26 protein-coding genes are annotated in these 26478 nt (G+C 67.7%); 11 read left to right on the forward strand and 15 right to left on the reverse strand.

Annotation, left to right across the window (positions count from 1 at the left end; translation table 11 throughout):
* Nucleotides 1–17: 17 nt before the first annotated feature.
* Genes FOF45_RS16065 through FOF45_RS16090 form a run of 6 tightly spaced genes read left to right on the forward strand, consistent with a single transcriptional unit; the run spans nt 18 to nt 5300 of the window.
* Nucleotides 18–1280 carry a nitrous oxide reductase family maturation protein NosD gene (locus FOF45_RS16065; RefSeq protein ID WP_158986614.1) on the forward strand — a complete coding sequence of 421 codons (1263 nt, stop codon included), beginning with the start codon at nt 18–20 and terminating at the stop codon, nt 1278–1280.
* Nucleotides 1277–2203, forward strand: a complete 927-nt coding sequence (locus tag FOF45_RS16070) for an ABC transporter ATP-binding protein (protein ID WP_199244514.1) — start codon at nt 1277–1279, stop codon at nt 2201–2203. The genes FOF45_RS16065 and FOF45_RS16070 overlap by 4 nt, the downstream gene beginning before the upstream one ends.
* A complete protein-coding gene (locus FOF45_RS16075) occupies nt 2200–3054 on the forward strand; it encodes an ABC transporter permease (RefSeq protein ID WP_158986616.1) in 855 nt (284 codons plus the stop codon). The genes FOF45_RS16070 and FOF45_RS16075 overlap by 4 nt, the downstream gene beginning before the upstream one ends.
* Entirely contained in the window at nt 3051–3584 is a 534-nt protein-coding gene (locus FOF45_RS16080; protein ID WP_158986618.1) for a nitrous oxide reductase accessory protein NosL, read from the forward strand. Before FOF45_RS16075 ends, FOF45_RS16080 begins: the two co-directional genes overlap by 4 nt.
* Nucleotides 3585–3591: 7 nt before the next feature.
* Complete coding sequence (locus FOF45_RS16085; protein ID WP_158986620.1) at nt 3592–4209, forward strand: hypothetical protein; 618 nt, start codon at nt 3592–3594, stop codon at nt 4207–4209.
* The gene (locus tag FOF45_RS16090; protein WP_158986622.1) at nt 4206–5300 is read left to right on the forward strand and encodes an FAD:protein FMN transferase; all 1095 of its coding nucleotides are present in this window, start codon (nt 4206–4208) and stop codon (nt 5298–5300) included. Before FOF45_RS16085 ends, FOF45_RS16090 begins: the two co-directional genes overlap by 4 nt.
* A 6-nt stretch (nt 5301–5306) precedes the next feature.
* Here FOF45_RS16090 and tadA read toward each other — a convergent pair whose 3' ends face one another.
* Nucleotides 5307–5807 (reverse strand): tRNA adenosine(34) deaminase TadA, encoded by a 501-nt coding sequence (gene tadA / locus FOF45_RS16095; RefSeq protein ID WP_158986624.1) that lies wholly within the window; start codon nt 5805–5807, stop codon nt 5307–5309.
* Nucleotides 5808–5984: 177 nt separating this feature from the next.
* Here tadA and acnD point away from each other — a divergent pair, with 177 nt between their 5' ends.
* The 3 genes from acnD (at nt 5985) to prpF (ending at nt 10436) form a co-directional block, all read left to right on the forward strand.
* The gene (gene acnD, locus FOF45_RS16100) at nt 5985–8612 is read left to right on the forward strand and encodes a Fe/S-dependent 2-methylisocitrate dehydratase AcnD (protein ID WP_199244515.1); all 2628 of its coding nucleotides are present in this window, start codon (nt 5985–5987) and stop codon (nt 8610–8612) included.
* Between the two features lie 45 nt (nt 8613–8657).
* Entirely contained in the window at nt 8658–9107 is a 450-nt protein-coding gene (locus tag FOF45_RS16105; RefSeq protein ID WP_158986628.1) for an SRPBCC family protein, read from the forward strand.
* A gap of 144 nt (nt 9108–9251) precedes the next feature.
* Nucleotides 9252–10436, forward strand: a complete 1185-nt coding sequence (gene prpF, locus FOF45_RS16110; protein WP_158986630.1) for a 2-methylaconitate cis-trans isomerase PrpF — start codon at nt 9252–9254, stop codon at nt 10434–10436.
* 49 nt (nt 10437–10485) lie between these two features.
* On the opposite strand, the gene FOF45_RS16115 is transcribed toward prpF, so the two are convergent.
* The 4 genes from FOF45_RS16115 to folD all read right to left on the reverse strand — a co-directional run bounded on the left by FOF45_RS16115 (nt 10486) and on the right by folD (nt 15273).
* Nucleotides 10486–10995, reverse strand: coding sequence for a hypothetical protein (locus tag FOF45_RS16115; protein WP_158986632.1), 510 nt, complete (start codon nt 10993–10995; stop codon nt 10486–10488).
* A gap of 38 nt (nt 10996–11033) precedes the next feature.
* A complete protein-coding gene (gene guaA / locus FOF45_RS16120; RefSeq protein ID WP_158986634.1) occupies nt 11034–12599 on the reverse strand; it encodes a glutamine-hydrolyzing GMP synthase in 1566 nt (521 codons plus the stop codon).
* A gap of 72 nt (nt 12600–12671) precedes the next feature.
* The gene (gene guaB, locus FOF45_RS16125) at nt 12672–14129 is read right to left on the reverse strand and encodes an IMP dehydrogenase (RefSeq protein ID WP_158986637.1); all 1458 of its coding nucleotides are present in this window, start codon (nt 14127–14129) and stop codon (nt 12672–12674) included.
* Between the two features lie 238 nt (nt 14130–14367).
* Nucleotides 14368–15273, reverse strand: a complete 906-nt coding sequence (gene folD / locus FOF45_RS16130; protein WP_158986639.1) for a bifunctional methylenetetrahydrofolate dehydrogenase/methenyltetrahydrofolate cyclohydrolase FolD — start codon at nt 15271–15273, stop codon at nt 14368–14370.
* 102 nt (nt 15274–15375) lie between these two features.
* On the opposite strand from folD, the gene FOF45_RS16135 reads away from it, so the two are divergent.
* Entirely contained in the window at nt 15376–15687 is a 312-nt protein-coding gene (locus FOF45_RS16135; protein WP_158986641.1) for a DUF1244 domain-containing protein, read from the forward strand.
* Nucleotides 15688–15690: 3 nt separating this feature from the next.
* Entirely contained in the window at nt 15691–16503 is an 813-nt protein-coding gene (locus tag FOF45_RS16140) for an alpha/beta hydrolase (protein WP_158986643.1), read from the forward strand.
* Nucleotides 16504–16509: 6 nt separating this feature from the next.
* On the opposite strand, the gene moeB is transcribed toward FOF45_RS16140, so the two are convergent.
* From moeB to ndk, 10 genes are all read right to left on the reverse strand, one after another.
* Nucleotides 16510–17637: a molybdopterin-synthase adenylyltransferase MoeB gene (gene moeB / locus FOF45_RS16145; RefSeq protein ID WP_158986645.1), complete on the reverse strand. Its 1128-nt coding sequence runs from the start codon at nt 17635–17637 to the stop codon at nt 16510–16512.
* 28 nt (nt 17638–17665) lie between these two features.
* Nucleotides 17666–18883, reverse strand: coding sequence for a molybdopterin molybdotransferase MoeA (locus FOF45_RS16150; RefSeq protein ID WP_158986647.1), 1218 nt, complete (start codon nt 18881–18883; stop codon nt 17666–17668).
* Nucleotides 18880–19467, reverse strand: a complete 588-nt coding sequence (gene mobA / locus FOF45_RS16155; protein WP_233264169.1) for a molybdenum cofactor guanylyltransferase — start codon at nt 19465–19467, stop codon at nt 18880–18882. Before mobA ends, FOF45_RS16150 begins: the two co-directional genes overlap by 4 nt.
* A gap of 103 nt (nt 19468–19570) precedes the next feature.
* The gene (der, locus tag FOF45_RS16160; RefSeq protein ID WP_158986649.1) at nt 19571–20971 is read right to left on the reverse strand and encodes a ribosome biogenesis GTPase Der; all 1401 of its coding nucleotides are present in this window, start codon (nt 20969–20971) and stop codon (nt 19571–19573) included.
* Nucleotides 20972–21164: 193 nt separating this feature from the next.
* Nucleotides 21165–22364 (reverse strand): outer membrane protein assembly factor BamB, encoded by a 1200-nt coding sequence (bamB, locus tag FOF45_RS16165; RefSeq protein ID WP_158986651.1) that lies wholly within the window; start codon nt 22362–22364, stop codon nt 21165–21167.
* Nucleotides 22364–22993 (reverse strand): YfgM family protein, encoded by a 630-nt coding sequence (locus FOF45_RS16170; RefSeq protein WP_158986653.1) that lies wholly within the window; start codon nt 22991–22993, stop codon nt 22364–22366. Before FOF45_RS16170 ends, bamB begins: the two co-directional genes overlap by 1 nt.
* Nucleotides 22994–23096: 103 nt before the next feature.
* The gene (locus FOF45_RS16175; protein ID WP_425481942.1) at nt 23097–23909 is read right to left on the reverse strand and encodes a helix-turn-helix domain-containing protein; all 813 of its coding nucleotides are present in this window, start codon (nt 23907–23909) and stop codon (nt 23097–23099) included.
* Nucleotides 23909–24745, reverse strand: coding sequence for a type IV pilus biogenesis/stability protein PilW (gene pilW, locus FOF45_RS16180; protein ID WP_158986657.1), 837 nt, complete (start codon nt 24743–24745; stop codon nt 23909–23911). The genes FOF45_RS16175 and pilW overlap by 1 nt, the downstream gene beginning before the upstream one ends.
* A gap of 22 nt (nt 24746–24767) precedes the next feature.
* Nucleotides 24768–25934, reverse strand: coding sequence for a dual-specificity RNA methyltransferase RlmN (gene rlmN / locus FOF45_RS16185; protein WP_158987605.1), 1167 nt, complete (start codon nt 25932–25934; stop codon nt 24768–24770).
* A 103-nt stretch (nt 25935–26037) separates the two neighbouring features.
* Nucleotides 26038–26463 carry a nucleoside-diphosphate kinase gene (gene ndk / locus FOF45_RS16190; RefSeq protein WP_158986659.1) on the reverse strand — a complete coding sequence of 142 codons (426 nt, stop codon included), beginning with the start codon at nt 26461–26463 and terminating at the stop codon, nt 26038–26040.
* Nucleotides 26464–26478: the final 15 nt, after the last annotated feature.

Raw genomic sequence — 26478 nt, forward strand, 5'->3', positions numbered from 1 at the left:
ATGCGCGGACCGTTGCGATGCTGGCCGGACTTCTCGGCGCGTTGGCCTGCGCGAAACCGGAAGCCGCCACTCTGCAGGTGCGTGCCGGCGAACGCATCGGCGATGCCATCGAGCGCGCCAGCGCCGGCGACGTTATCGAGATCGAACGCGGCCGCTACGTCGAGAACCTGCGCATCGACAAGCCGCTGACGCTGCTGGGCGCCGAGGGCGTCAGCGTCAGCGGCGACGGTCATGGCGACGTGATCCGCGTCGCCTCGCCCGACGTGCGCATCGAGAAGCTGATCGTGCGCGACGGCGGCGGCGACCTCGGCCAGCAGAACGCGGGCATCTACCTGCAACCCGGATCGCACCGCGCGATCGTGCGCGAATGCGTGTTCGCGAACGTGCTGTTCGGCCTGTGGATCGAAAAGGCCGATGACGTGCTGATCGAGCGAAACCTGGTGACCGGCATGCGCCACCGGCTCTCGTCGCAGCGCGGCAACGGCATCCAGCTCTACAACAGCCAGCGCGCCCGCATCCTGCACAACCAGATCAGCTTCACCCGCGACGGCATCTACGTCGACGTGTCCCACGACGCGCGATTCATCGGCAACGAGATCCACCATGTGCGATACGGATCGCACTACATGAACTCCTACCGCAATGTCTGGCAGGGCAACGACAGCCACGACAACCTCGGCGGACTGGCGCTGATGGAAGTGCGCGACATCCAGGTGATCGGGAACCGCACATGGAACAATGCCGATCACGGGATCATGCTGCGCACGCTCCAGGATTCGACCATCGCCGACAACATCAGCGTCGGCAACGCGCGCGGCCTGTTCGTCTACGACGCCGAGTACAACGTCCTGCGCGGCAACCTCGTCGCCGGCAATCGCGTCGGCATGCATCTGTGGGCGGGCTCGTACCACAACGAGGTGGACGGCAACGACTTCATCCACAACGGCGAACAGGTGCGCTATGTCGCCTCGCGCGATGTGCAGTGGGGCCGTGGCGGCGGCAATTTCTGGAGCAACTACCTCGGCTGGGACCAGGACGGCGATGCCCGTGGGGATGTTCCGTTCGAGGCCAGCGACGCGGTCGACCGCATGGTCACCCGTTATCCCTTCGTCAAGCTTCTGGACAACAGTCCCGTGATGCAGACCCTGAAAATGATCGCGCGCCAGTTCCCGGTGATGCGCGTGGCAACCATCGTCGACGAGAAGCCGGCGATGCGCCCGCACCACGCGGACTGGGCGCAGTGGCTCGAACGCGGCAAGCCGCGCGGAGAATCGCCGTGAGCGTGGCGATGATCGAGATCGACGGCGCGAGCATGCACTACGGTGCCGTGCACGCCGTCGACGACGTCAGCCTGCGCGTCGAAGCCGGCCAGATCTTCGGCCTCACCGGCCACAACGGTGCCGGCAAGAGCACGCTGTTCAAGATGATGCTCGGCATCCTGCGCCCCACCCTCGGCACGATCCGCATCCGCGGCGAGCGGATCGAGCGCGGAAGTCCGCTGTCGGTGCGACGCGGGATCGGCTACCTGCCCGAGAACCTCGCGCTGTACGACAACCTCAGCGGTCTGGAGACGCTGCGCTTCTTCGCGCGCATCAAGTCCGCGGACGCGCGCGCCTGCGAAGGCCTGCTCGAACGCGTGGGCCTGGTCGACGCAGCGCACCGCAAGGTCCGTGAGTACTCCAAGGGGATGCGTCAGCGGCTGGGTTTCGCCCAGGCGCTGATCGGCCGGCCTTCGCTGCTGTTGCTCGACGAACCCACCAACGGCCTCGACCCGGTCGCCACCCGCACGTTCTACGAAGCGCTGGACGATTTGCGCGACGACGGCGTCAGCGTGGTGATCAGCTCGCACCTGCTGTCGGAGATCGAACCGCGCGTCGATTCGCTGGCGATCATGGCGAACGGACGGCTGCTCGCGCACGGATCCGTCGCCGAGCTGGGGCGCACGGCTGAACTGCCGGCGCGCGTGCGCGTGGAGCTGCGCCCAGACGCGATCGAACGCATCGATCGTGCGGTATCCGACGCGGGCTTCGGCCCGACGATCGTCGACGGCCATCGCCTGAGCTTCGAAGCGCCCATGACACGAAAGGTCCCGCTGATCGCGTTGCTGGCTTCGCTCGGCGATGCGATCTCCGGGTTCGAAGTCACCGATCCGACGCTGGAGGATGTCTTCCTGCGTCTGTCCCACCGTGGAGCGGATGCATGAAGCACGATGCGCACATCGCCCCGTCGGTTGCCAACCACTCGGCGCTGCGTCCCTTCCTCGCCGTCGCCGGCAAGGAATTCCGCGATCGCCTGCGCAACCGGTGGGTACTCGCCGTGGCGCTGGTGTTGGCGGTCTTCGCGCTGCTGATCGCGTACTTCGGTGGCGCTCAGAGCGGTGAGGTGGGTTTCCGCGGCATCGGCGTCACCGTGGCAAGCCTGACCAGCCTGGCGATCTACCTCGTGCCGCTGATCGCGCTTCTGCTTGGCTTCGACGCGATCGTCGGCGAGCGCGAGCGCGGCACGCTCGACCTGTTGTTGTCGATGCCGATATCGCGACAGGGACTATTGCTGGGCAAGTACTGCGGGCTCGGCGCGGCGCTGGGCCTGTCCACGCTCGCCGGTCTCGGGGCCGCGCTGCTGCCGCTGGCCGGACGCCTCGACGCCGACGGCCTGTTGCTCTACCTCACCTTCGTCGGCAGCACGCTGCTGCTCGGCCTCGCCTTCCTCAGCATCGCCGTACTGGTGTCCGTCGTTTCGCGCGAACGCGCCCGCGCATCGGGCGCGGCGATCGCGATCTGGTTCTTCTTCGTTCTGGTGTTCGACCTCGCGCTGCTGGGTGTGCTCGTCGCCTCCGCCGGACGCAACGCATCGACGTGGGCGCCGTACGCGCTGCTGCTCAATCCGGCGGACGTGTTCCGCGTACTCAACGTGTTCGGGATGGAGTCGATGCGCAGCGCTTTCGGCATGGAAACGCTGCTGTCGGACCACTGGAACAACCCCGTCCTGCTGTGCGTGGTGATGCTGTCGTGGATCGTCGCACCGCTGGGCATCGCCCTTTGGAGGTTCCGATGACATTGCGTTCGAATGGGCGCGCGCGATTGCGCCGCCTTGTCGCGCTGGCCCTGCCCGCGCTCCTGCTGTCCGCCTGTGGCGAGCGCACGTCGGTGACAACCGCGCCGATCGAGCCGCGCGCAGGCGAGATCTGCGAACTCGACGGCATGACGCTGGCGGATTTCCCCGGCCCGAAGGGGCAGATCCGTTACGCCGACGGCAAGACCTCGTACTTCTGCGACACGGTGGAACTGTTGTCGGTCGTGCTGATGCCCGAACAGGTGCGCAAGGTCGACGGCGCCTATACCCAGGACATGGCGCGCGCCAACTGGGAGACACCGGCAGGACATTGGATCCGCGTCGAGGACGCCTTCTACGTCGAAGGCTCGCGTCGCGTCGGCAGCATGGGACCGACCCTGGCCAGCTTCGCCCTGCGCGCCGATGCCGAGGTGTTCGCGCGCAAGTTCGGCGGCAAGGTGCTGCCGTTCTCGGAAATCACGCCCAACCAGGTACGGCTCGACGGCGGCACGACCCACGACCAGGGAATGTGAGACGACGATGGAACCTTTCTTCGTAGGCATGGCACCGGAAAAGGCGCTGGAACTGGCCGCGGCGTCGCGTCGCGCCTTCGACCTGCGCGAACAGCGCAAAGAGCTGCTGGAGCAGAGCGGATTCGGCGACGCCGACGCCCTCCTGGATGCGGTTCGCGCCGGCGAGGTCGATCCGGACACGGGATACGACACATGGCTCGGCATGGCCCTGCTGCTGGAACAACATGACGCATTGCGCGCCTGGATCGAGTGGCGCTGCCGCGACACCGGCCAATCGCCCGAGCCCTGCAGCGCGCCGTTGGCGGATCTGCTGGAAACGCTGCCGGAGTCGTTGGCGTCGAACATCACCGTGCATCCGGACGCGGTGTCGTTCTCGGACGACAGGATCGCCGCCATCGCACGTGTGGTTTCGCCGACACAGTGGGCGCTGCAGTGGAGCGTCGATGGGCGCACATGGCGTCTGGATACCGCGCCGCGCGAGGGCGACGAGATCGCCACACGCGCCCGCCTGCGTCGGCCCGACGCGTCCATCGACGCCGATCCGTGGGACTTCGACGGCGTAGACGCGCGCGAATACGTCCTGCCCCGCTTTCTCGCCCGACTGGCCGACACGCCCGAGCCATGAAGAGCCAGCGTCGCCCGATCGGCAGGCTCCGCCTCGGACGATTGGCAGTGGTCGTGGCACTCGTCGCGATCGTGGCGACGGCGCTGGTGCGGTTGCGGCCGGTCGCGCAGGTCGAGGCGGAATACCTCGTCTTCGGTTCGCGTGCGCGCATCGTCGTGCAGACGCGCGATCGCGAAAGCGCCGAAACGGCCTTGTCCGCGATCGGCCGCAAGCTCGCGGACGACCATCGCCGCTGGCACGCCTGGGAACCCAGCGAACTCACCCGCCTCAACGAGGCGCTCGCGCGCGGCCAATCACGCGAAGTCGATGCCGACATGGCGGAAATGATCCGCCATGCGCAGCGCGGCTACGACCTCACCGATGGCCTGTTCAACGCTGCCGCCGGGAAACTGATCGGCGCATGGGGATTCCACACTGGCGATTACCCCGTGCGCACCGCCGCGCCGGCCGCGCCGCGCATCGAGCAGCTGGTCGCGCAAGCGCCCGCGATGATCGACGTGGATGTCCACGGCACCACGATCAGCAGCCGCAATCCGGCGGTTTCGCTGGACCTCAATGGCCTCTCCGAAGGCTACGCCTCGCTGCAGGCGCAGCGCGTACTGGCGGAGCACGGCCTGCATGATGCGCTGGTCTACGTCGGCGGCTTCGTGCTCGCGCTCGGACACGACCGCGGCGCGGACTGGGAAGTCGGCGTTCGCGGTCCGAAGGAACTGCTGGGCACCGTGCGACTGCGCGACGGCGAGGCCCTGTCCTCGTCCGGGGATTACCTGCGACGACGGACCGACGGCGGCGGCCACATCGTCGATCCGCGCGAAGGGCGACCACAGCGTCGCAGCGCGGCGACCACCGTGCTCGCCGACGATCCGGTGCTGGCCGACATGGCCGCGACCGCGCTGATGGTGGCCGGCGAACCGGGCTTCGATCGCCTGCTGGCACGTATGCGCCTGGGCTGCGCCCTGCTGGTCACCTCGGACGGGCGGCTCCACCTCACACGCGGGATGGAAGCACGATTGCGCGACATTCCCGTGGGATTGCCGCGCACCGTGCATGCAGGCGCGGGCATGGACTGCAGCGTCGCAACGCGACGCTGACCGTCGTCAGGACGTCTTGCCGCGCTTGCGGCGGAAATACGTGGTCAGGCGCAGGCCGGCTTCCTCACCGAGGACGCCGCCGGTGATCTGCACGCGATGGTTGTGGCGTGGGTCGGCGAGCAGGTCGAACACGCTGCCCGCGGCGCCGGTCTTCGGATCGGTCGCCCCGTACACGACGCGCGCGACCCGTGCATGCACCATCGCCATCGCGCACATGGCGCAGGGCTCCAGCGTCACGTAGAGCGTGCTGCCCAGCAGGCGATGGTTGTTCAGGCGCTGGCCGGCCTGGCGCATGGCGACGATCTCCGCGTGCGCGGTGGGATCGTGTTCGGTGATGTTGCGGTTCCAGCCCTCGCCCAGCACCTCGCCGTCGGCCGACACCAGCACCGCGCCGACCGGGATCTCGTCGTCCTCGCGCTCGGCGCGTTCCGCCAGCGCCAGCGCGTGGCGCATCCAGCGCACGTCGTCGTCCGGGAAGGCCTGCGCGCTCGTCGTTTCCTGAACCATCGCGACAGGATGCCCGACGCGCCGTCCTCATTCCATCGTCGAACGCGTCCCGCCGCATCCGGTCAGCCAACCGACTCGCCGGAAGTGGCAAAATTGGCGTTCCCCGCGTCTGCGCGGCCAGCCAGCCACCGACGGCCTCGCGCCACGGCCGCCCGCCACTCCAGGTTTCGATCGCCGATGAACACCCAATACCGCAAGCCGCTTCCCGGTACCTCGCTGGACTACTTCGACGCGCGCGAGGCGGTCGATGCGATCCAACCCGGCGCCTGGGATGCCCTGCCCTATACCTCGCGCGTGCTCGCCGAGAACCTGGTGCGGCGCTGCGACCCGGCGACGCTGACCGATTCGCTGAGGCAGCTCATCGAACGCCGTCGCGACCTGGACTTCCCGTGGTTCCCGGCGCGCGTGGTGTGCCACGACATCCTCGGCCAGACCGCGCTGGTGGACCTGGCCGGCCTGCGCGACGCCATCGCCGACCAGGGCGGCGATCCCGCCAAGGTCAATCCGGTGGTGCCCGTGCAGTTGATCGTCGATCACTCGCTGGCGGTGGAATGCGGCGGCTACGATCCGGACGCGTTCGCCAAGAACCGCGCGATCGAGGATCGCCGCAACGAGGACCGGTTCCACTTCATCGACTGGACCAAGCTGGCGTTCGAGAACGTCGACGTGATCCCGCCGGGCAACGGGATCATGCATCAGATCAACCTGGAGAAGATGTCGCCGGTGATCCAGACGCAACGCGACGATAACGGCAGGGGCGTCGCCTTCCCCGACACCTGCGTGGGCACCGACAGCCACACGCCGCACGTCGATGCGCTGGGCGTGATCGCCATCGGCGTCGGCGGTCTGGAGGCGGAGAACGTGATGCTTGGCCGCGCCTCGTGGATGCGCCTGCCGGACATCATCGGCGTCGAGCTCACCGGCAAGCGCCAGGACGGCATCACCGCCACCGACATCGTGCTGGCGCTGACCGAATTCCTGCGCAAGGAGAAGGTCGTCGGCGCGTACCTGGAATTCCGTGGCGAAGGCGCCGCCAGCCTCACCCTTGGCGACCGCGCGACGATCTCCAACATGGCGCCCGAGTACGGCGCGACCGCGGCGATGTTCTTCATCGACGGCCAGACCCTGGACTACCTGCGCCTCACCGGCCGCGAGGACGCGCAGGTGAAGCTGGTCGAGACCTACGCGAAGACCGCCGGCCTGTGGGCCGACAACCTGCAAAATGCGCAGTACGAACGCACGCTCACGTTCGACCTGTCCAGTGTCGTGCGCAACATGGCCGGCCCGTCGAACCCGCACAAGCGACTGCCGACCTCCGACCTCGCCGAACGCGGCATCGCGGTCAACCTCGACCAGGCGCTGGCGCAGGAAGCCGAAGGCCTGATGCCGGACGGCGCGGTGATCATCGCCGCCATCACCAGCTGCACCAACACCAGCAATCCGCGCAACGTCATCGCCGCCGCGCTGCTGGCGCGCAACGCCAACGCACGCGGGCTGACCCGCAAGCCGTGGGTGAAGTCCTCGCTCGCGCCGGGCTCGAAGGCCGTGCAGCTGTACCTGGAAGAAGCGAAGCTGCTGCCGGATCTGGAGAAACTCGGCTTCGGCATCGTCGCCTTCGCCTGCACCACCTGCAATGGCATGTCGGGCGCGCTGGATCCGGCGATCCAGCAGGAGATCATCGACCGCGACCTGTACGCCACCGCCGTGCTGTCGGGCAACCGCAACTTCGACGGCCGCATCCATCCCTACGCGAAGCAGGCGTTCCTCGCCTCGCCGCCGCTGGTGGTGGCCTACGCGATCGCCGGTACCGTGCGTTTCGACATCGAACGCGATGTGCTCGGCATCGATGGCGACGGCAAGCCGGTCCACCTCAAGGACATCTGGCCGAGCGACGCGGAGATCGACGCGATCGTCGCGCAGAGCGTGAAGCCCGAGCAGTTCCGCAAGGTCTACGGACCGATGTTCAACGTGCGCGTGGAACACGGCGAGAGGGTCAGCCCGCTTTACGACTGGCGCGCGCAGAGCACCTACATCCGCCGCCCGCCCTACTGGGAAGGCGCGCTGGCCGGCGAACGCACGCTGCGCGGGCTGCGTCCGCTGGCGGTGCTGGGCGACAACATCACGACCGACCACCTGTCGCCGTCCAACGCGATCCTCGCCAGCAGCGCCGCCGGCGAATACCTGGCGAAGATGGGCCTGCCGGAAGAGGACTTCAATTCGTACGCGACGCACCGCGGCGACCACCTCACCGCGCAACGCGCCACCTTCGCCAACCCGACGCTGCTCAACGAGATGGCGGTGGTCGACGGCCAGGTGAAGAAGGGGTCGCTGGCGCGCATCGAACCGGACGGCCAGGTCGTGCGCATGTGGGAAGCCATCGAGACCTACATGGAGCGCAAGCAGCCGCTGATCATCATCGCCGGCGCCGACTACGGACAGGGTTCCTCGCGCGACTGGGCCGCCAAGGGCGTGCGCCTGGCTGGCGTGGAGGCGATCGTGGCCGAGGGCTTCGAGCGGATCCATCGCACCAACCTGATCGGTATGGGCGTGCTGCCGCTGGAGTTCAAGCCGGGCACCAATCGCCTGACGCTGGGCATCGACGGCACCGAGACCTTCGACGTCACCGGCGAGCGCAAGCCGCGCGCGGACCTGACGCTGGTCATCCATCGCAAGAACGGCGAGCGGGTCGAAGTACCCGTGACCTGCCGCCTCGACAGCGACGAGGAAGTGTCGATCTACGAAGCCGGCGGCGTGCTGCAGCGCTTCGCACAGGATTTCCTGGAGTCGTCCAAGGCGGCGGCCTGACACCGGTCAGGCCACCGCTCCATCACAGCAAGGAGGAGTAACGACATGCCCGGCACCGTCACCCTGCATCGCGTCATCCGCGCTCCGGCCGAGCGCATCTACCGCGCGTTCCTCGACCCCGACGCGATGGTGAAGTGGCTCCCGCCGCACGGCTTCACCGGCAAGGTGCACTCGATGGACGCGCGCGTGGGCGGCGGCTATCGCATGTCGTTCACCAACTTCGGCACCGGTGGCAGCCATTCCTTCGGCGGCACGTACCTGGAACTCGTGCCTGGCGAGAAGCTCCGCTACAACGACCAGTTCGACAATCCCGACCTGCCCGGCCAGATGGAAGTGACCGTGACGCTGAAGCGCGGCATGGTCAGCACGGAACTGCACGTCGTCCAGCAGGGCATTCCCGATTCGATCCCCGTCGAGTTCTGCTACCTCGGTTGGCAAGAGTCGCTGGAGATGCTGGCCAAGCTGGTCGAGCCTGAGATTCCGGACGGCGCTTGATACAAAAGCCGTCATTCCCGCGAAGGCGGGAATCCAACGCGCCGCGACGTCACGACCGACGGCAAGCCTGAGGCGTCGGACGGCTGGATCCCCGCCTTCGCGGGGATGACATCTTCAAACCGCGAACACAGAAGCGAACACGCCATGAGCCACGCACCGCAGATCCGCATTCCCGCCACCTACATGCGCGGTGGCACCAGCAAGGGCGTGTTCTTCCGTCTGGAGGATCTGCCCGAGCGTGCGCGCGTCCCCGGTCCGGCGCGCGACGCGCTGCTGATGCGCGTGATCGGCTCGCCCGATCCCTACGGCAAGCACACCGACGGCATGGGCGGGGCGACGTCGAGCACTAGCAAGTGCGTGATCATCGGCAAGTCGTCCGTGCCCGACCACGACGTCGACTACCTCTACGGCCAGGTGTCCATCGACAAGGCCTTCGTCGACTGGAGCGGCAACTGCGGCAACCTGAGCACGGCAGTCGGCCCGCTCGCCATCGCCGCCGGGATCATCGATCCGGCCCGCATTCCGCAGGACGGCATCTGCACGGTGCGCATCTGGCAGGCGAACATCGGCAAGACCATCGTCGCGCACGTGCCGATCACCGGCGGACAGGTTCAGGAAACCGGCGACTTCGAACTCGACGGCGTGACCTTCCCGGCGGCGGAGATCCAGCTGGAGTTCCTCAACCCGTCCGACGACGGCGAAGGCGGCTCGATGTTCCCGACCGGCAACCTCGTGGACGATCTCGAGGTTCCGGGCGTGGGCACGTTCAAGGCGACGATGATCACCGCGGGCATCCCGACCATCTTCCTCGATGCCGCCGAGCTGGGTTACACCGGCACCGAGCTGCAGGGCGCGATCAACGACGACCCGAAGGCGCTCGCGCGGTTCGAAGCGATCCGCGCGCACGGTGCGTTGCGCATGGGCCTGATCGAGAACCTCGACCAGATTGCCACGCGCCAGCACTCGCCCAAGGTCGCCTTCGTCGCGCCGGCGCAGGATTACGTGTCCTCCAGCGGCAAGCGCATCGCCGCCGGCGAGATCGACCTGCACGCGCGCGCCCTGTCGATGGGCAAGCTGCACCACGCGATGATGGGTACTGCCGCAGTCGCCATCGGCACCGCCGCTTCGATTCCCGGCACGCTGGTGAACCGTGCCGCTGGCGGCGGCGAACGCGAAGCCGTGCGCTTCGGCCATCCGTCCGGAACGCTGCGTGTCGGCGCTCAGGCACGGATGGACGATGGCCAGTGGACCGTGACCAAGGCGATCATGAGCCGCAGCGCCCGCGTGCTAATGGAAGGCTGGGTGCGGGTACCTGGCGATTCGTTCTGACTTCCCGCTCATAAGTTACGCGATAATTATCGCGTAACTTGTTGATTATTCACTTCCCTGCGGGAATGTAGAGCCAGGATTTGGATTCGGACGCTTCATGCAGGATGCGTCCGTTACGGCGGACCAGGCGGTCCACGTAGTGGCTGCGGCTGAGCATCCTCCCACCCAGGCGCACGACGCCGATCGCTTCGACGTGGGCGACCTTGCGGTCCTCCGACAGCGATACCTCGACGATGCGGTTCTCCATCGAAAGGCCCATGCGCCCGTTGGTCAGCGCGCTGAGGCGCTTGAAGTCGCGGAAGGCTTCGCGCATGACATCGCAGGATTCCTGCTTGTCGTACGTCTCGCGCTGCGTGCCGCCCAGCGAGAACGTGATGCTGTCGTGGCGGAAATCGTCGGACAGCCGATCGCACAGGTAGTCGGCGTCGAACCGCGCCATTGCGCTCGACTCGACGTAGTACTGCTCCTCGATGGATTTCTCGGTCATGAGCCGGCCGGCGTGCAGGAACCACACGCCGCCCATCAGGCTCACCACCAGCAACAAGATCGCCTTCCCCATTGGCTCCCCCAGCCGTCAGCGCGATGGATCGCGCGGTGTCACTCCCACTCGATGGTCGCCGGCGGCTTTCCGCTGATGTCGTAGACCACTCGAGAAACGCCGCGCAACTCATTGATGATACGGTTGGAAACGCGACCAAGGAAGTCGTACGGCAGGTGCGCCCAGTGGGCCGTCATGAAATCGATGGTCTCCACCGCGCGCAGCGCGATGACCCACTCGTAGGCGCGGGCGTCGCCGACCACGCCCACCGACTTCACCGGCAGGAACACGGCGAAGGCCTGGCTGACGCGATCGTAGAGATCGGCCTTGCGCAGCTCTTCGATGAAGATGTGGTCCGCGCGCGCCAGCAGCTCGGCGTACTCGCGCTTGACCTCGCCGAGGATGCGCACGCCCAGGCCCGGGCCCGGGAACGGATGGCGGTAGACCATCGCCTGCGGCAGGCCGAGTTCGACGCCGAGACGTCGTACTTCGTCCTTGAACAGCTCGCGCAGCGGCTCGACCAGCCCGAGCTTCATGTTCTCCGGCAGGCCGCCGACGTTGTGATGGCTCTTGATGACGTGCGCCTTGCCGGTCTTGCTGCCGGCCGATTCGATCACGTCGGGGTAGATCGTGCCCTGCGCCAGCCAGCGGGCGTTGCTCAGCTTGGCCGACTCCTCGTCGAAGATCTCGACGAACAGGTTGCCGATGATCTTGCGCTTGGCCTCGGGATCGCTGACGCCCTGAAGCGCCTTGTAATAGCGGTCGGCGGCATTGACGCGCACGACCTTCACGCCCATGTGCTCGGCGAACATCGCCATCACCTGGTCGCCTTCGTTCCAGCGCAGCAGGCCGGTGTCGACGAACACGCAGGTGAGCTGGGTGCCGATGGCCTTGTGCAGCAGCGCGGCGACAACCGACGAATCCACGCCGCCGGACAGGCCCAGAATCACTTCATCGTTGCCGACCTTCTCGCGCACGCGAGCGATCTGGTCCTCGACGATGTTGGCGGCGGTCCACAACGTGCGGCAGCCGCAGATCTCGGCGACGAAACGGCGCAGCAGGGTCTGGCCCTGCTTGGTGTGGGTCACTTCCGGATGGAACTGCACGCCGTACCAGCGCTTCTCTTCCAGCGCCATCGCCGCGACCGGGATGCGGTCGGTGACGGCGGTGACGGTCCAGCCCGGCGGCGCCTTGGCGACGTGGTCGCCGTGGCTCATCCACACATCGATGCGCGGCTCGCCGTCGTGGTCGGACAGCCCGCCCAGCAGCGCGTCGCGCGCGACCAGCTCGACTTCGGCGTGGCCGAACTCGCGCGCGTCGGCGGCTTCGGTCGCGCCGCCCAGCTGCGCGGCGAGGGTCTGCATGCCGTAGCAGATGCCCAGGATCGGCAGGCCCGAATCGAACACTTCCTGCGGCGCCTTCGGCGCGCCCTGCTCCGTCGTCGATTCCGGACCGCCCGACAGGATGATGCCCTTCGCACCGAACGCGGCGATCTCGGCCGGATCGTGGTCCCAGGCCCAGATCTCGCAGTAGACGCCGATCTCGCGGATGCGGCGGGCGATCAGCTGCGTGTACTGCGCGCCGAAGTCGAGGATGAGGATCTTGTCGCTGTGGATGTTGGTCATGGGGCCGTGGACTTCCGTAAGCACTCGCTCAAAACAAGAAAGGGAAACTCGCGTCTCCCTTCCTGCAAACAATCAACTCGCCCGATAGTTCGGCGGTTCCTTGGTGATCTGCACGTCGTGCACGTGGCTTTCGCGCGCGCCGGCGTTGGTGATGCGCACGAAGCTGGGCTTCTTGCGCATGTCCTCGATCGTCGCGCAGCCGACGTAACCCATCGTCGCGCGCAGGCCGCCAGCGAGCTGGTGGACCACGCCGCGCAGCGGACCACGGTACGGGACGCGGCCTTCGATGCCTTCGGGAACGAGCTTGTCGGCGTCGGAGGCGTCCTGGAAATAACGGTCCTTGGAGCCCAGCTCCATCGCGCCCAGCGAGCCCATGCCGCGATAGCTCTTGTAGCTGCGGCCCTGGAACAGCTCGACTTCGCCCGGGGCTTCCTCGGTGCCGGCGAACAGGCCGCCGATCATCACGCTCGACGCGCCTGCGACGATCGCCTTGCCGATGTCGCCCGAGTAACGGATACCGCCGTCGGCAATCAGCGGGATGCGGTCCTGCAGCGCCTCGGCCACCATCGACACCGCGGTGATCTGCGGCACGCCGACGCCGGCGACGATGCGGGTGGTGCAGATCGAACCGGGGCCGACGCCGACCTTCACCGCGTCCGCGCCGTAGTCCATCAGGGCCAGCGCGGCGTCGCCGGTGACGATGTTGCCGCCGATGACCTGCAGCTGCGGGAAGTTCTTCTTGACCCACTTCACGCGATCGAGCACGCCCTGCGAATGGCCGTGCGCGGTGTCGACCACCACCACGTCCACGCCCGCAGCGGCGAGCGCTTCCACGCGCGCCTCGGTGTCGCCGCCGACGCCGACCGCCGCGCCGACCAGCAGGCGTTCGCTGGTGTCGTAGGCGGCGTTGGGGTTGTCGGACTTCTTCTGGATGTCCTTCACGGTGATCAGGCCGCGCAGCTCGAAGCCGTCGTTGACCACCAGCACCTTCTCGATGCGGTTCTTGTGCAGCAGGTCCAGCACTTCCTCGTCGGTCGCGCCTTCGCGCACCGTCACCAGGCGATCCTTCTTGGTCATGATGTGGCGGACCGGATCGTCGAGCTTCTTCTCGAAGCGCATGTCGCGGCTGGTGACGATGCCGACCAGCTGGCCGCCTTCCACCACCGGCACGCCGGAGATGTTGCGCGCACGGGTGAGCTTGAGCACCTCGCCGATGGTCGTGTCGGGGCCGACGGTGAACGGCTCCTTGATCACGCCGGCCTCGAACTTCTTGACCGAGGCGATCTGCGCGGCCTGGGCTTCCAGGCTCATGTTCTTGTGGACGATGCTGATGCCGCCCAGCTGGGCCATCGCGATCGCCAGACGCGATTCGCTGACGGTGTCCATCGCCGCCGACAGGATCGGCAGACGGATGGTCAGGTCGCGGGTAAAGCGCGTTGCGAGCGAGACGTCCTTGGGCAGGACCGTCGAATGGGCCGGGACGAGCGAAACGTCGTCGAAGGTAAGTGCTTCAGCCTGGATGCGCAGCATGAGCGGGGGCCGGGAGGATGAAGCGCGTTATTGTAACGCGTTCGGGCATTGAGGCGCTCGTCGCAGGGACAGGACGCGACGTTCCAGATGCAGGCGACTGACTTTTCCCTTCTCCCCTTGCGGGAGAAGGTGGCGCGAAGCGCCGGATGAGGGGTCGAGACGCGCGATGCGTGGCGTACCTCCCCCTGGCCGCCTTCGACGGCCTGTCCCTCTCCCGCAAGGGGAGAGGGAGTCCGGCTCAGCGCACCTGCGTCCAGCCGCGCCCCGAATCCGCCGCCTCGGCGGCTTCCAGCGTGTTCTGCATGAGCGTGGCCACGGTCATCGGCCCCACCCCGCCCGGCACGGGCGTGATCCAGCTCGCGCGTTCAGCCGCGGCCGCGAAACCGACGTCGCCGACGAGGCGGCCGTCGTCGAGGCGGTTGATGCCCACGTCGATCACCACCGCGCCCGGCTTCACCCACTCGCCCAGGATCAGGCCGGGGCGGCCGACCGCGACGACAAGAATGTCGGCGTTGCGCACCGAGCTTTCCAGCACCTGCTGCGGGGTGAACTTGTGGCAGCTGGTGACAGTGCAGCCGGCGATCAGCAGTTCCAGCGCCATCGGCCGCCCGACGTGGTTGGACACGCCGACGATCGTGGCGCTCTGCCCGCGTACCGGACGGTCCGTGTAGGCCAGCAGCGTGGTGATGCCGCGCGGCGTGCACGGGCGCAGGCCGAACTGGCGCAGTGCCAGATGGCCGACGTTCTCCGGATGGAAACCGTCCACGTCCTTGCGCGGGTCGATGCGGTGGATCAGTTCGGTCGCGTCGCGGCGGTCCGGCAGCGGCAGCTGCACGAGGATGCCGTGGACGTCCGGATCGGCGTTGAGCCGGTCGATCAGCGCCAGCAGTTCGTCATTGCCCGTGTCGGCCGGCAGGTCGTAGTCGATGGCGCGGATGCCCACCTTTTCCGCGGCACGACGTTTGTTGCGGACATAGACGCTGGAAGCGGGATCGTTGCCGACCAGCACGACGGCCAGGCCCGGTCGCGAGTTGCCCGCGGCGACGCGTGCATCGACCCGGCTCTTGAGGTTGTCGAGCAGGTCTTCGGCAATACGCTTGCCGTCGAGGATGCGTGCGGGAGCCGGGTTCGTGGAGGCGGTCATGCCGGGCACTGGGTTACAGTCGAGCTGCGCATTATCGCCCAAGGAATCGCCGAACTCGCCGGTTCCGCACGAATCCATCGCCCGCCCCCGCGGGAGGCCGACATGACCGACTCCGATTTCGAAACCACCCAGATCGAGGCCGCCGCCTTCCGGCGCCTGCTCCAGCACCTGATGTCCGAGCGCACCGACGTGCAGAACATCGACCTGATGATCCATGCCGGCTTCTGCCGAAATTGCCTGTCGGACTGGTACCGCGAGGCCGCCGAGCAGCGCGGCATCACCATGACCAAGGACGAGGCGCGCGAAGCCGTCTACGGCATGCCGTTCTCACAATGGAAGGCGCAACATCAGCGCGAGGCGACGCCGGAACAGCTCGCCGCATTCGAGGCCGCACAACGTCGCCATTCGAGGTAGCCGATGCGCAAGCAACTGCTGGGTTGGGCTTCGCTGCCATTGCTCGGATACGCCGGCATCTGCGCGTGGCTGTTCACCAAGCAGCGCGACCTGATCTATCTGCCGCAAGGCACACGCGTGGACGCGACGCAGACCGATTTCGCCCTGGTCCGCGAGAACGTCAACCTGCACGGCTGGGTGCTCAACCCGCAGGCAGCGCAGCCCGTGATCTATTTCGGCGGCAATGCCGAAAGCGTCCAGAACCGGCGCGAACAACTCGGCCGGCTGTTGCCCGATCGTGCCGTCTACCTGGTGTCGTACCGGGGTTACGGCGCCAGCGGTGGCGCACCGAGCGAGGCGGCGCTGTTCGGCGATGCACTGGCGATCTACGACGAAGTGCGCTCGCGCCATCCGGGCCAGCCCATCGTGGTGCTCGGCTCCAGCCTGGGCAGCGGTGTGGCCAGCTATGTGGCGTCGCAGCGGCCGGTGTCGCGGCTGGTGCTGGTCGCACCGTTCGACAGCCTCGTGGCCGTCGCGCAGGCGCATTACCCGGTGATCCCGGTGCGCTGGTTGGTGAAGGACCGCTTCGATTCCATCGAACGTCTGCGCGGTTATCAGGGCGAGGTAATGGTGGTGCGCGCCGGTCGCGACCAGGTCGTGCCGCCTGCCAACACCGGCCGTCTCATCGCCGCGCTCGGCAAGCCGCCGCGCGTGATCGACCTCGCCGACGCCGACCATTCCAGCATCGGCAGCGATCCGCGCTTCGAGCAGGCGCTGGCGGAATTCCTCGGGCCAGCGCCCACCACCCGGCGCGATCCGCTCGGCTCGGTGCGCTGAACGCCGTCAGGCGGCGCAGAAGCGCACGTAGTCGATATAGCCGGGGAACGCGCGCCCGGCCGCGCACACCGGGCAGTCCGGATCGGCGGGCAAGCGCGTTTCGCGGAAGCGCATTCCCATCGCGTCGAAATGCAGCAACCGGCCGGTGAGCGGTTCGCCCGTGCCGAGGATCAGCTTGATCGCCTCGGTCGCCTGCAGCAGGCCGATCACGCCGGGCAGCACGCCGAGCACGCCGGCTTCGGCGCAGTTCGGCGCGGCTTCCGGCGGCGGCGGTTCGGGGAACAGACAGCGGTAGCACGGCGCGTGGCCGCGATGGCGTCCAGCGTCGAACACGCTCACCTGCCCTTCGAAGCGATGCACGGCGCCGTACACGAGCGGCTTGCCGAGCTTCACGCAGGCGTCGTTGAGCAGATAACGCACCGGGAAGTTGTCGGCACCGTCGATGACCACGTCGGCGCCTTCGATCAGCCGTTCCACGTTGTCCGCGGTGATGCGCTCGGCGAAGGTTTCGATGCGCACCGTCGGATTGAGTGCCGACAGCGCGATGCGCGCCGAATCGACCTTGGGCACACCGATGCGGTCTTCGGTATGGAGGATCTGCCGCTGCAGGTTGCTGCGGTCGACCACGTCGTCATCCGCGAGCACCAGCGTGCCGATACCCGCAGCCGCGAGGTAGAACGCCGCCGGCGAACCAAGCCCGCCCGCGCCGACCATCGCGATGCGCGCGGACTGCAACCTGCGCTGCCCGGCTTCGCCGACTTCCGGCAAACGCAGGTGGCGCGAGTAGCGGTCGTAGAAATCGAAGTCGCCTTCCGGCGTCGTCACCGGCAGGCCTTCGGCGATCCAGCGCGTGGTGCCGCCCTCGACCGAGGCGACGCGCCGGTATCCGGCCGCGAGGAGCGCCTGCGCGGCGTCCAGCGAGCGTCGGCCCGACTGGCAGATCAGCAGCACCGCGGCGTCTCGGTCGGGCAAGGCAACGGCCGGATCGGCTTCCAGTTCGGCCTTGGCGACGCCAATGGCGCCTTCGGCGAGGCCGGTGGCGCGTTCGTGCGCTTCGCGCACGTCGACCATCACCGCGCCGTCGCGCTGGCGTCGCAGGGCTTCGGCGGGATCGATGCGTTCGATGATGTCCATGCCGGGATTATCGCGCCATGCGCGCGCTTCAGGCATAACGCAGCACGTCGACGACGGTGCCGGCGGCGAGACGCTGCGGTCCATCCGGGATCACGATCAGCGCGTTGGAGTCGCTGACCGCGCGCAGGCGGTGCGAACCGACCGCGGGATTCGGATCGGCGCGAAGCACGCCGTGTTCGTCGCAGAACACCTGGGCGCGGATGAATTCGCGGCGTGCGTGCGATTTCTCCAGCGGCGAGACCAGCTGCGCGCGTTCGACCGGACGCGCCGCGTCGTGACCCTGCAGGCCGTCGATCAGCGGCCGGCCGAGGCCGAGGAACGTCGCGAACACCGACACCGGATTGCCGGGCAGCGCCAGCACGCGGGCCTGGTCGAGGCTGCCGAACAGCACCGGCATGCCCGGCTTCATCCGCACCTTCCAGAAATGGATCTTGCCGAAGCGGCCGATCACGTCCGGGATGTGGTCCTTCTCGCCTGCCGACACCGCGCCACAGGTGACGATGAGGTCGAACGCGCAGCCCGCATCGCGCAGCGCGATCTCGACCTGGCGCGGATCGTCCGGCAGACGCGGCCACGCGGTCGGCTCCAGCCCTTCGGCGCGCAGCAGGCCCATCAGCAATTCGCGGTTGCTGTCGTAGATCTGCCCGGGCGCCAGCGCCATGCCGGGTTCGACCAGTTCGTCGCCGCTGCTGAACACCGCGACCGTCGGCCGTCGCGCGACACGCAATGAGGACAGGCCCAGCGACGCCGCGAGCGAGACGCGTGCGGGCGTGAGCCGCGTGCCGGCATGCAACACCACATCCCCCACCGCCACGTCCTCGCCGGAATAACGCACGTTGGCGCCAGCATTCGGAGCAGCCAGCACGATGACGGTATCGCCCTCGACGCGTGTGTTTTCCTTGATGACCACCGTGTCCGCACCGGCCGGCATCGGCGCACCGGTCGTGATGCGTACGCATTCGCCCTCGCCCACCTGCAAGGCGGCGTCGGGTCCAGCGAACTGTTCGCCAGTCAGGCGCAGGCGCGTCTCGCCGTCGCGCAGATCGGCATGGCGCAGTGCGAAGCCGTCCATCGCGCTGTTGTCGAAGGGCGGCAATGCGAGCGGCGCGACCACGTCGGTCGCGAGCACGCGCCCGTGCGTGCGCGACAGCGGCAGCGTCTCGTGTTCCAGACGGTGCGCGGCCGCGACCTCGCGCACGATTGCTACGGCTTCGTCGAAGGTGATGCCGGTCGGGAATTCGTTCATTCGTTCGTCTTGATGCCCGCGGCAGCGAGATCGTCCGGGGTGTTGAGGTTGCCGAAGCGTACGCCTTCGAGCCGCACGGCGTGCATGCGCAGCCCATCCTGCAAGCCACGCACGGCCGGCCGGTTGGCGGCGATCGCATCCGCGGCCGCGACACGCAGGCCGTCCACGCGCCACAGCGCGACGAGCGGCTGCACGCCGTCGTCGTCGATCGCGAACGCGCCGTTGTCGCCGGCGGCGGCGAACAGGCTGGGCAGCAGGCAGTCGTTCACGCCGACCAGGTCGACCGGGATCGTCAGCAGCCACGTCGTGGCGCACGTCGCGGCCAGCGCGTCGAGTCCGGAGAGCGGGCCAATGTCCTCGCTCACGCGATCGGCGACGACGGCGAGGCCGGCATCGCGATAACGCTCGTGATGGCGATTGGCGCTGACCAGCGTCGTGGCGGTTTCGCTGGCGAAGCGACGCTGCCAGCGCAGCACCTGGGCGACGCCGTCGCGCTCGAGCCAGGCCTTGTCGAGCCCGCCCAGCCGCGTGGCGCGGCCACCGGCGAGGATGCCGAGGGTGACGTCGGACGCGGTCGGGTTCACGCGGATGTCCGGGAATCGCGCATGCGTCGATGATGGCGCAAGTCGCGCCCGGACGTCATCGATGCACGCAAGGCACTCGCGGCGATGCGAGTGCGCCCGCGACTCACTTGCCGCGCTTGACGTGCCGGATCATGCGCCGCTTCTTCGCGACCTGACGCTCGGACAGCACGTTCTTCTTGCCTTCGTACGGATTCGTGCCTTCCTTGAACACGAAACGCACCGGCGTGCCGACCAGCTTGAAGCGCTTGCGGAAGAAGTTCTCGAGGTAGCGCTTGTAGGTGTCGGACAGCGTGCGCAGGCGCGTGCCGTGGACGACGAACGTCGGCGGATTGCTGTTGGCCGGATGCGCGTAGCGCAGCTTGGCGACGTGTCCGCGCACGGTCGGCGGCGGGTTGCTCTCGTACGCCACTTCCAACGCCTTGTTGACGTCGCTGGTGCTGAATTCGTGCGTGGCCGAGGCGTGCGCGCGGTGGATCGCGCGGAACAGTTCGCGCAGGCCCGAGCCGTGCTTGGCGCTGATCCGCACCGCTTCGGCCCAGTCGACGAAACCGAGCTTGCGCGCGAGCAGCGCTTCGGCCTGCTGGCGCTGGTAGTCGGTCAGTCCGTCCCACTTGTTCACCGCGACCACCAGCGCACGACCTGCGTCGAGCGCATAGCCGAGCACGGTCGCGTCCTGGTCGGTGATGCCTTCGCTGGCGTCGAGCATGATCACCGCGACCTGGCACTGCTCGATCGCCTGCAGCGTCTTGACGATGGAGAACTTCTCCACCGCTTCGTCCACGCGCGACTTGCGGCGCAGGCCGGCGGTATCGATCAGACGGTAGAGACGGCCGTCGCGCTCCATGTCGATGGACACCGAATCGCGCGTCGTACCCGGCACTTCGGAGGCGATCATGCGCTCCTCGCCGAGCAGGCGGTTCACCAGCGTCGACTTGCCCACGTTCGGGCGGCCGATGAAGGCGACGCGGATGCGCGCGGGGTCGGCATCGAGCTCGGTGCCGGCACCCTCTTCCGGCACGCGTGCGAGGGTGCGGTCGATCAGTTCATCGATGTTGTGGCGGTGCGCGGAGGACACCCCGATGACGTCGCTGAAGCCGTAGCGGGCGAAATCGTTCAGCGCGGCCTGGAGGTCGAGGCCGTCGGTCTTGTTGACCACCAGCATGGTCGGACGCGCGGTCTTGCGCAGCCACGCCAGGATTTCGTCGTCCAACGCCGAGGCGCCTTCGCGGCCATCGACCACGAACAGCACCAGGTCCGCTTCTTCCGCGGCGGCACGCGCCTGGCGCGCGGTCGCACCGGACAGGCCCTCTTCTTCGCCCGCGATGCCGCCGGTGTCGACGACCGCGAAGGCACGCTTGCCCTCGGGACGGGCCACGCCGTAGTTGCGATCGCGCGTGACGCCGGGCTGGTCGTGGACCAGGGCGTCGCGACTGCGCGTCAGCGCGTTGAACAGCGTGGACTTTCCGACGTTGGGACGGCCAACGAGGGCGACTAGCGGAAGCATGGCAGGGACCGGGACGGAATGAGGGGTCGGTTCGGGTTCGAGTCGGGCGACGCTGGTCGCGGCCGGCGTGCGACCAACCCGGTCCGATCCGGAGGGGAATCGGGGTACGGCATGATGACGGGCCGGGCGTGAAAAGGGAAACGGCCCGGGCTCTCGCCCGGACCGTTTCGTCCTCGCTGGTGTCGCTGGACGGTTACTGCAGGCGGAACGCGGTCAGCTCGCCGTTCACGTTCTGCACGATGGCGATGCCGTCGGCGACGACCGGCGCCGCCTTCACTGCCTTGCCGCCGACGCGCTCGCGCGCGGCGAACTCGCCGTTTTCCAGCTTGATCCAGTGCACGTAGCCGTCGAAATCGCCGACGACCGCGTAGTCGCCCTGCACGGCCGCGCCGCTCACGTTGCGACGGGCCAGGCCGTCCTGCTGCCACATGGCGCTGCCGCCGGCCTTGTCCAGACCGAAGACGATGCCGGTGGGATCGGTCACGACCAGACGCTCGGTGCCCAGGCCGATGCGGCCCGCACCGCCGTGGTCGCTCGACCACATCGGACGACCGCTCGGGGCATCGATGGCCATCGTCTGCTTCTTGAAACTGGAGGCGTACAGCGTGGTGCCGTCCAGCACCGGGGTGCCGTCGACGTCGGCCATGCGGTCCAGCTCGGTGCGGCCTTCCGGCTGCGCGATCGACTGTTCCCACAGCGGACGGCCGTCGGTGGCCGACAACGCCGAGACGGTACCGTCGTCGCTGCCGATGAACACGTAGCCCGGGCCCAGCACCGGTGCGTCGTTGCCACGCACGGAAAGCATCGGCACGTCCTGCACCCAGAACCAGCGACGCTCGCCGGTGGCTGCGTCGAGCGCGGTCAGGCGGCCGTCGTTGGAGCGCACGAAGACGAGGCTGAGGCCGATCACCGGAGCGGCGATGACTTCATTCGGCACGTGCGCCTTCCACTTCTCCGCGCCGGTGGCGGCGTCGATGGCGATTACCTCACCATTGAGTCCACCGACAACGACCAGGCCATCGCCCACACCCGGACCGCCGGACAGCAGCACGTCGGCCTTCTTGTCGGGACGGTATTCCCAGACCTGCTTGCCGGTCTGGAGGTCGAACGCATGGACGCCGCCTTCGATCGCCGCGGCATAGACGCGACCGTCGGCCACGACCGGCCCCTGGCGCACGCCGATGCGGCCTTCGCCCTTGCCGGCGTTGGCCGACCACATCTTGGCCACGGTGACCGTGGGCGTGATCTTGGTCAGTTCGACCGGCTCATTCGGCTTGCCGTCGTCCTTCTTGCCGTCTCCGCCGAACCAGCCCTTGATGGTCGTGCAACCCGCGAGCGAGGCCGCGCACAGCAGGACGATGGAGGAACGCAGCAGCATCGAGCGGTGCTTCATCAGGACTTGGCCTCGGGCTTGGCGGGCGTACCGCCGACTTCAGTGAGCTTGAGTTCGACCACGCGCCGTTGCGGCGAGGCCACGTCGAGCTTGGACAGCGCCTGCGCGTACGAAGTTCGCGCCTGCTCCAGCTGGCCCAGCGCGAACTGCGCGTCGCCGCGGACTTCGATCGCCGACGCCGACGTCGCACTGGCGACGAGCTTCAGCGCGGCGTCGGCCTGCTTGGCTTCGATCAGCAGGCGAGCGAGTCGCTGGTTGACGATGTCGGTGATCGCCGGATCGTCGCTGCGGATGCCGCGCAACGTCGCCATCGCGGCGTCGTGCTGCTGGGCATCGACCTGCGCGTGGGCCAGTTCGAGCGAGGCCAGGGCGCGGTACGGACCTTCGCCCAACGCCTTGACCTTGGCCTCGGCGGCCTTGTCCTTGGCTTCGATGGCGTCGAGTGCGGCCTGGTACTGCGATGCCTGCTCCATCTGCTGCTGGGTGCCGCGGTGTTCCCACCACTTCCAGCCGCCGATGGCCGCCAGGCCCAGCGCGATGCCGCCAATCAGGCCAGCGCCGTTATTGCGCAGCCACTGCAGGACGCGTTCGCTTTGTTCGTGTTCGTCGAGAAGATCGTCTAACGCCATTCGAAGGCTGCCATGCTCTGTCGACCCGCCATGCGGCGGGAATCCAATGAGGAACACCGGCCCGCGATGCAGGCCGGTGCGAAGGGATCACCTGCAGCGCGGCTCAGTCCGAGACCGGCGCGAGGGAACCGTCAGAGGATAGCGTAAAGCGCGCCACATTCGCTCGGCTGAACGGCGTCAGATCGACCGTCCTGCCGGCCTGGCGGACCTCCACGGCAGAGGAGTTGCCGAGCACCACGCGCGAGATTTCGCTGGCCGAGTAGCTGCGCTGCTGGCCGGCGCCGAGTTCGCCGCTTTCGAGGATACGACCGTCGGCGCCACGCACTTCCACCCAGCTGTTGCCGGTGAAGTTGAGCGACAGCGCGGCGGTGTTGGCCTGCGTGGGCAGGGTCGCCATCGAGGCCACCAGCGGCGTGCGGTGCTGCACGGCCGCCGCGGCCGTCGAGGCGGTGGTGGTTGCCGGCGCACTGGCTGCTGGCACGGCGGCAACGTCGAGAGTCTCGACGTCGCTCGGCTTGCTCAGCTGCTGCTTGGACGCCATCCAGATCGGCACGGCGATCGCCGCGGTCAGGACAATGTAGATGGCGCGACGCGTCGCCTGTTCGAACACGCGGCGCACACGCGGGGTATGGGCATGGCTGACCAGTACCGACGGTGCCACCGGCGTGTTGGCCGAGCCGAGCTGGTCTTCCAGGTTCACGCCGAGCAGGCGCGCGTAGCTGCGCATCTGGCCGCGCACGAAGACGGGCGCACCCAGCTGGCTCGGATCTTCCGTCTCGAGCTGGCGGATGACCCGCACCGGGATTTTCAGGCTGACGGCGACGTCTTCCTGCGACAGCCCCGCCTTCTCGCGGGCCTGCTTCAGGCGCACGCCGCAGCTGGCGCCCATTTCAGGCGCGAATTCGTTCGAGTACATCATCGCGTTCCGTCATCCCCCATGCCGGAGCCTCGCGTCTGCGGGAACTCCGCCCTCATTCGCTGAACGTATCTTGCGGCGGCTGCCGTGTCGCCGAGTTTTTCTTCGATTTGTGACGCAAGCTGCAACGCGGCCGCGTCCGCTGGGGCAGCCGCCAGGCGGCGCTCCGAGAAGGCACGGGCCTCGAAGGCATTCCCGCGCTTGAATTCCAGGGCCGCCAGCCCTCCCAGGGCCTGGGCGTTGTTCGGGTCGAGTTCGACCGCCTTGCGCAGGTCGCGCTGGGCGCGAACGTCCTGGCCGGCACGCGCCGCGCAGGCACCGGCGTTGGACAACGCCATTGCTGGCGTCCCGTAACCGGGCGCGGCCACGGCCCGGTCGAACCATTCCAGTGACTCGGCCGCGCGGCCCTGCCCGCACAGCCAGGCGCCGTAGTTGTTCATCAGCGCGCCGTTGCCCGGTTCGAGCTCGGCGGCCCTGAGGTAATGCTGGCCGGCTTCGGCCGGGGCGCCACGACGTGCGGCGGTGGCGGCGAGGACGGTGTGCGCGTCGGCCATCTTCGGATCGAGGCGCAGCGCCTTCTTCGCTTCGCTTTCCGCGCTGGCGAAGTCGCCGCCCATCATCCGCACCTGCGCAAGCTGGATGTGCTTGCTGGCTTCGGCAGCGTTGCGATTGTGCCCCTTCCCGCTGACGTCGACCTCAGGCGAGGTGCGCTCGTAATCCTGCCGGCTGAAATCCTGGCGGATGAACGTCATCTTGCTGCACGCACCCACCGTCAGCACCGCGACCAGCAGAACGGTCGTGGCGGCGAAGCTCGACGGTCGGCGCTGGACGTTCATGGCTGGCGGGCGGCTCCGTGCATCACGCGGCTTCGTCGCCCAGGCCCTGCGATTGCAGGTGTTTGCGGAATTCCGCCTGGCGGCGCGTGCGATCCATGACCTGCCCTTTCAACTGGCCGCAGGCGGCGTCGATATCGTCGCCGCGAGTACGCCGCACCGGCGCGATCAGGCCGGTGTCGTTGAGCAGTTTCTGGAACGCACGGATCGCCGTTTCCTCGGGGCGCTCGAAGCGCGTGCCCGGGAACGGGTTGAACGGGATCAGGTTGACCTTCGCCGCGTCCTTCATCTGCACGGCGTTGTCGAACTGGCGCATGAGGCGCGCAAGCTGGCGCGCGTGCTGCGGCTGGTCGTTGACACCCTTCATCAGGGTGTACTCGAACGTCACCGAGGTGCCGCGCTTGCGCAGTGCATAGCGCACGCAGGCGTCCATCAGTTGTTCGATCGGATACTTCTTGTTGAGCGGCACCAGTTCGCTGCGCAGCTCATCGTTGGGTGCGTGCAGCGAGACGGCGAGCGAGACGTCGCTCTCCAGCGCGAGGCGGTCGATCATCGGCACCATGCCGGCGGTCGAGAGCGTGACGCGCTTGTTGGCCAGGCCGTAGCCCAGGTCGTCGCGCATGATGCTCATGGCGCGCACGACGTTGTCGAAATTCGCCAGCGGTTCGCCCATGCCCATCATCACCACGTTGGTGAGGCGGCGCTGTTGGTGCGGAACGTTGCCGAGATGACGAGCCGCCACCCATACCTGGCCGATGATCTCGGCGGTCGACAGATTGCGGTTGAAGCCCTGCGTCGCGGTCGAGCAGAACTGGCAGTTGAGCGCGCAGCCGACCTGCGAGGACACGCACAGCGTGCCGCGTCCCTTGTCGGGGATGTACACGGTTTCGATGGCGTTCTTCGGGTCCATGCCGAGCAGCCACTTGTGCGTGCCGTCGGTGGAAGCCTTGTCGAACACGACCTGCGGCACGCGCACTTCGGCGTGCTGCTCGAGCTTGGCGCGCAGTGCCTTGCCCAGGTCGGTCATGTCCGCGAAGTCGGTGACGTAGCGGTGGTGGATCCACTTCATCACCTGGTGCGCGCGGAACTTCTTCTCGCCGAGCGTTTCCTCGAAGAAACGCTCGAGCGAGGCGCGATCGAGGTCGAAGAGGTTCATCTTCGCTTCGACCGCGCGCTTGCCGGCCGTGTCCATGTCCGCGCGCACGAGCGCTTCCGGCGCCTGCGCATTGCCTGCGTCGGCGAGCTGGAGTTCGATGCGTTCGCGTTGCGTGGTCATGGCCGTAGTCGCGTCACGCTCAGCGGGCGTAGACGTCCGTGGCCGGGAAGAAGTACGCGATTTCGATCGCGGCGTTCTCCAGGCTGTCGGAACCGTGCACGGCGTTGGCGTCGATGCTGTCGGCGAAGTCGGCGCGGATCGTGCCCGGCGCGGCGTCCTTCGGATTGGTGGCGCCCATCAGTTCACGGTTCTTCAGAACCGCGCCCTCGCCTTCGAGCGCCTGGATCATCACCGGGCCCGAAATCATGAACTCGACCAGCGCGCTGAAGAACGGGCGCTCGCGGTGCACGGCGTAGAAACCTTCGGCTTCCTGCTTCGACAGGTGCTTCATCTTCGAAGCGACGACCTTCAGGCCGGCCTTCTCGAAACGGGTGTAGATCTCACCGATGACGTTCTTGGCGACGGCGTCGGGCTTGATGATGGACAGGGTGCGCTCCAGCGCCATGGATTCTCTCCGGGT

This window comes from Lysobacter panacisoli, from assembly GCF_009765165.1.
GTDB classification, from domain to species: Bacteria; Pseudomonadota; Gammaproteobacteria; order Xanthomonadales; family Xanthomonadaceae; genus Lysobacter_J; species Lysobacter_J panacisoli.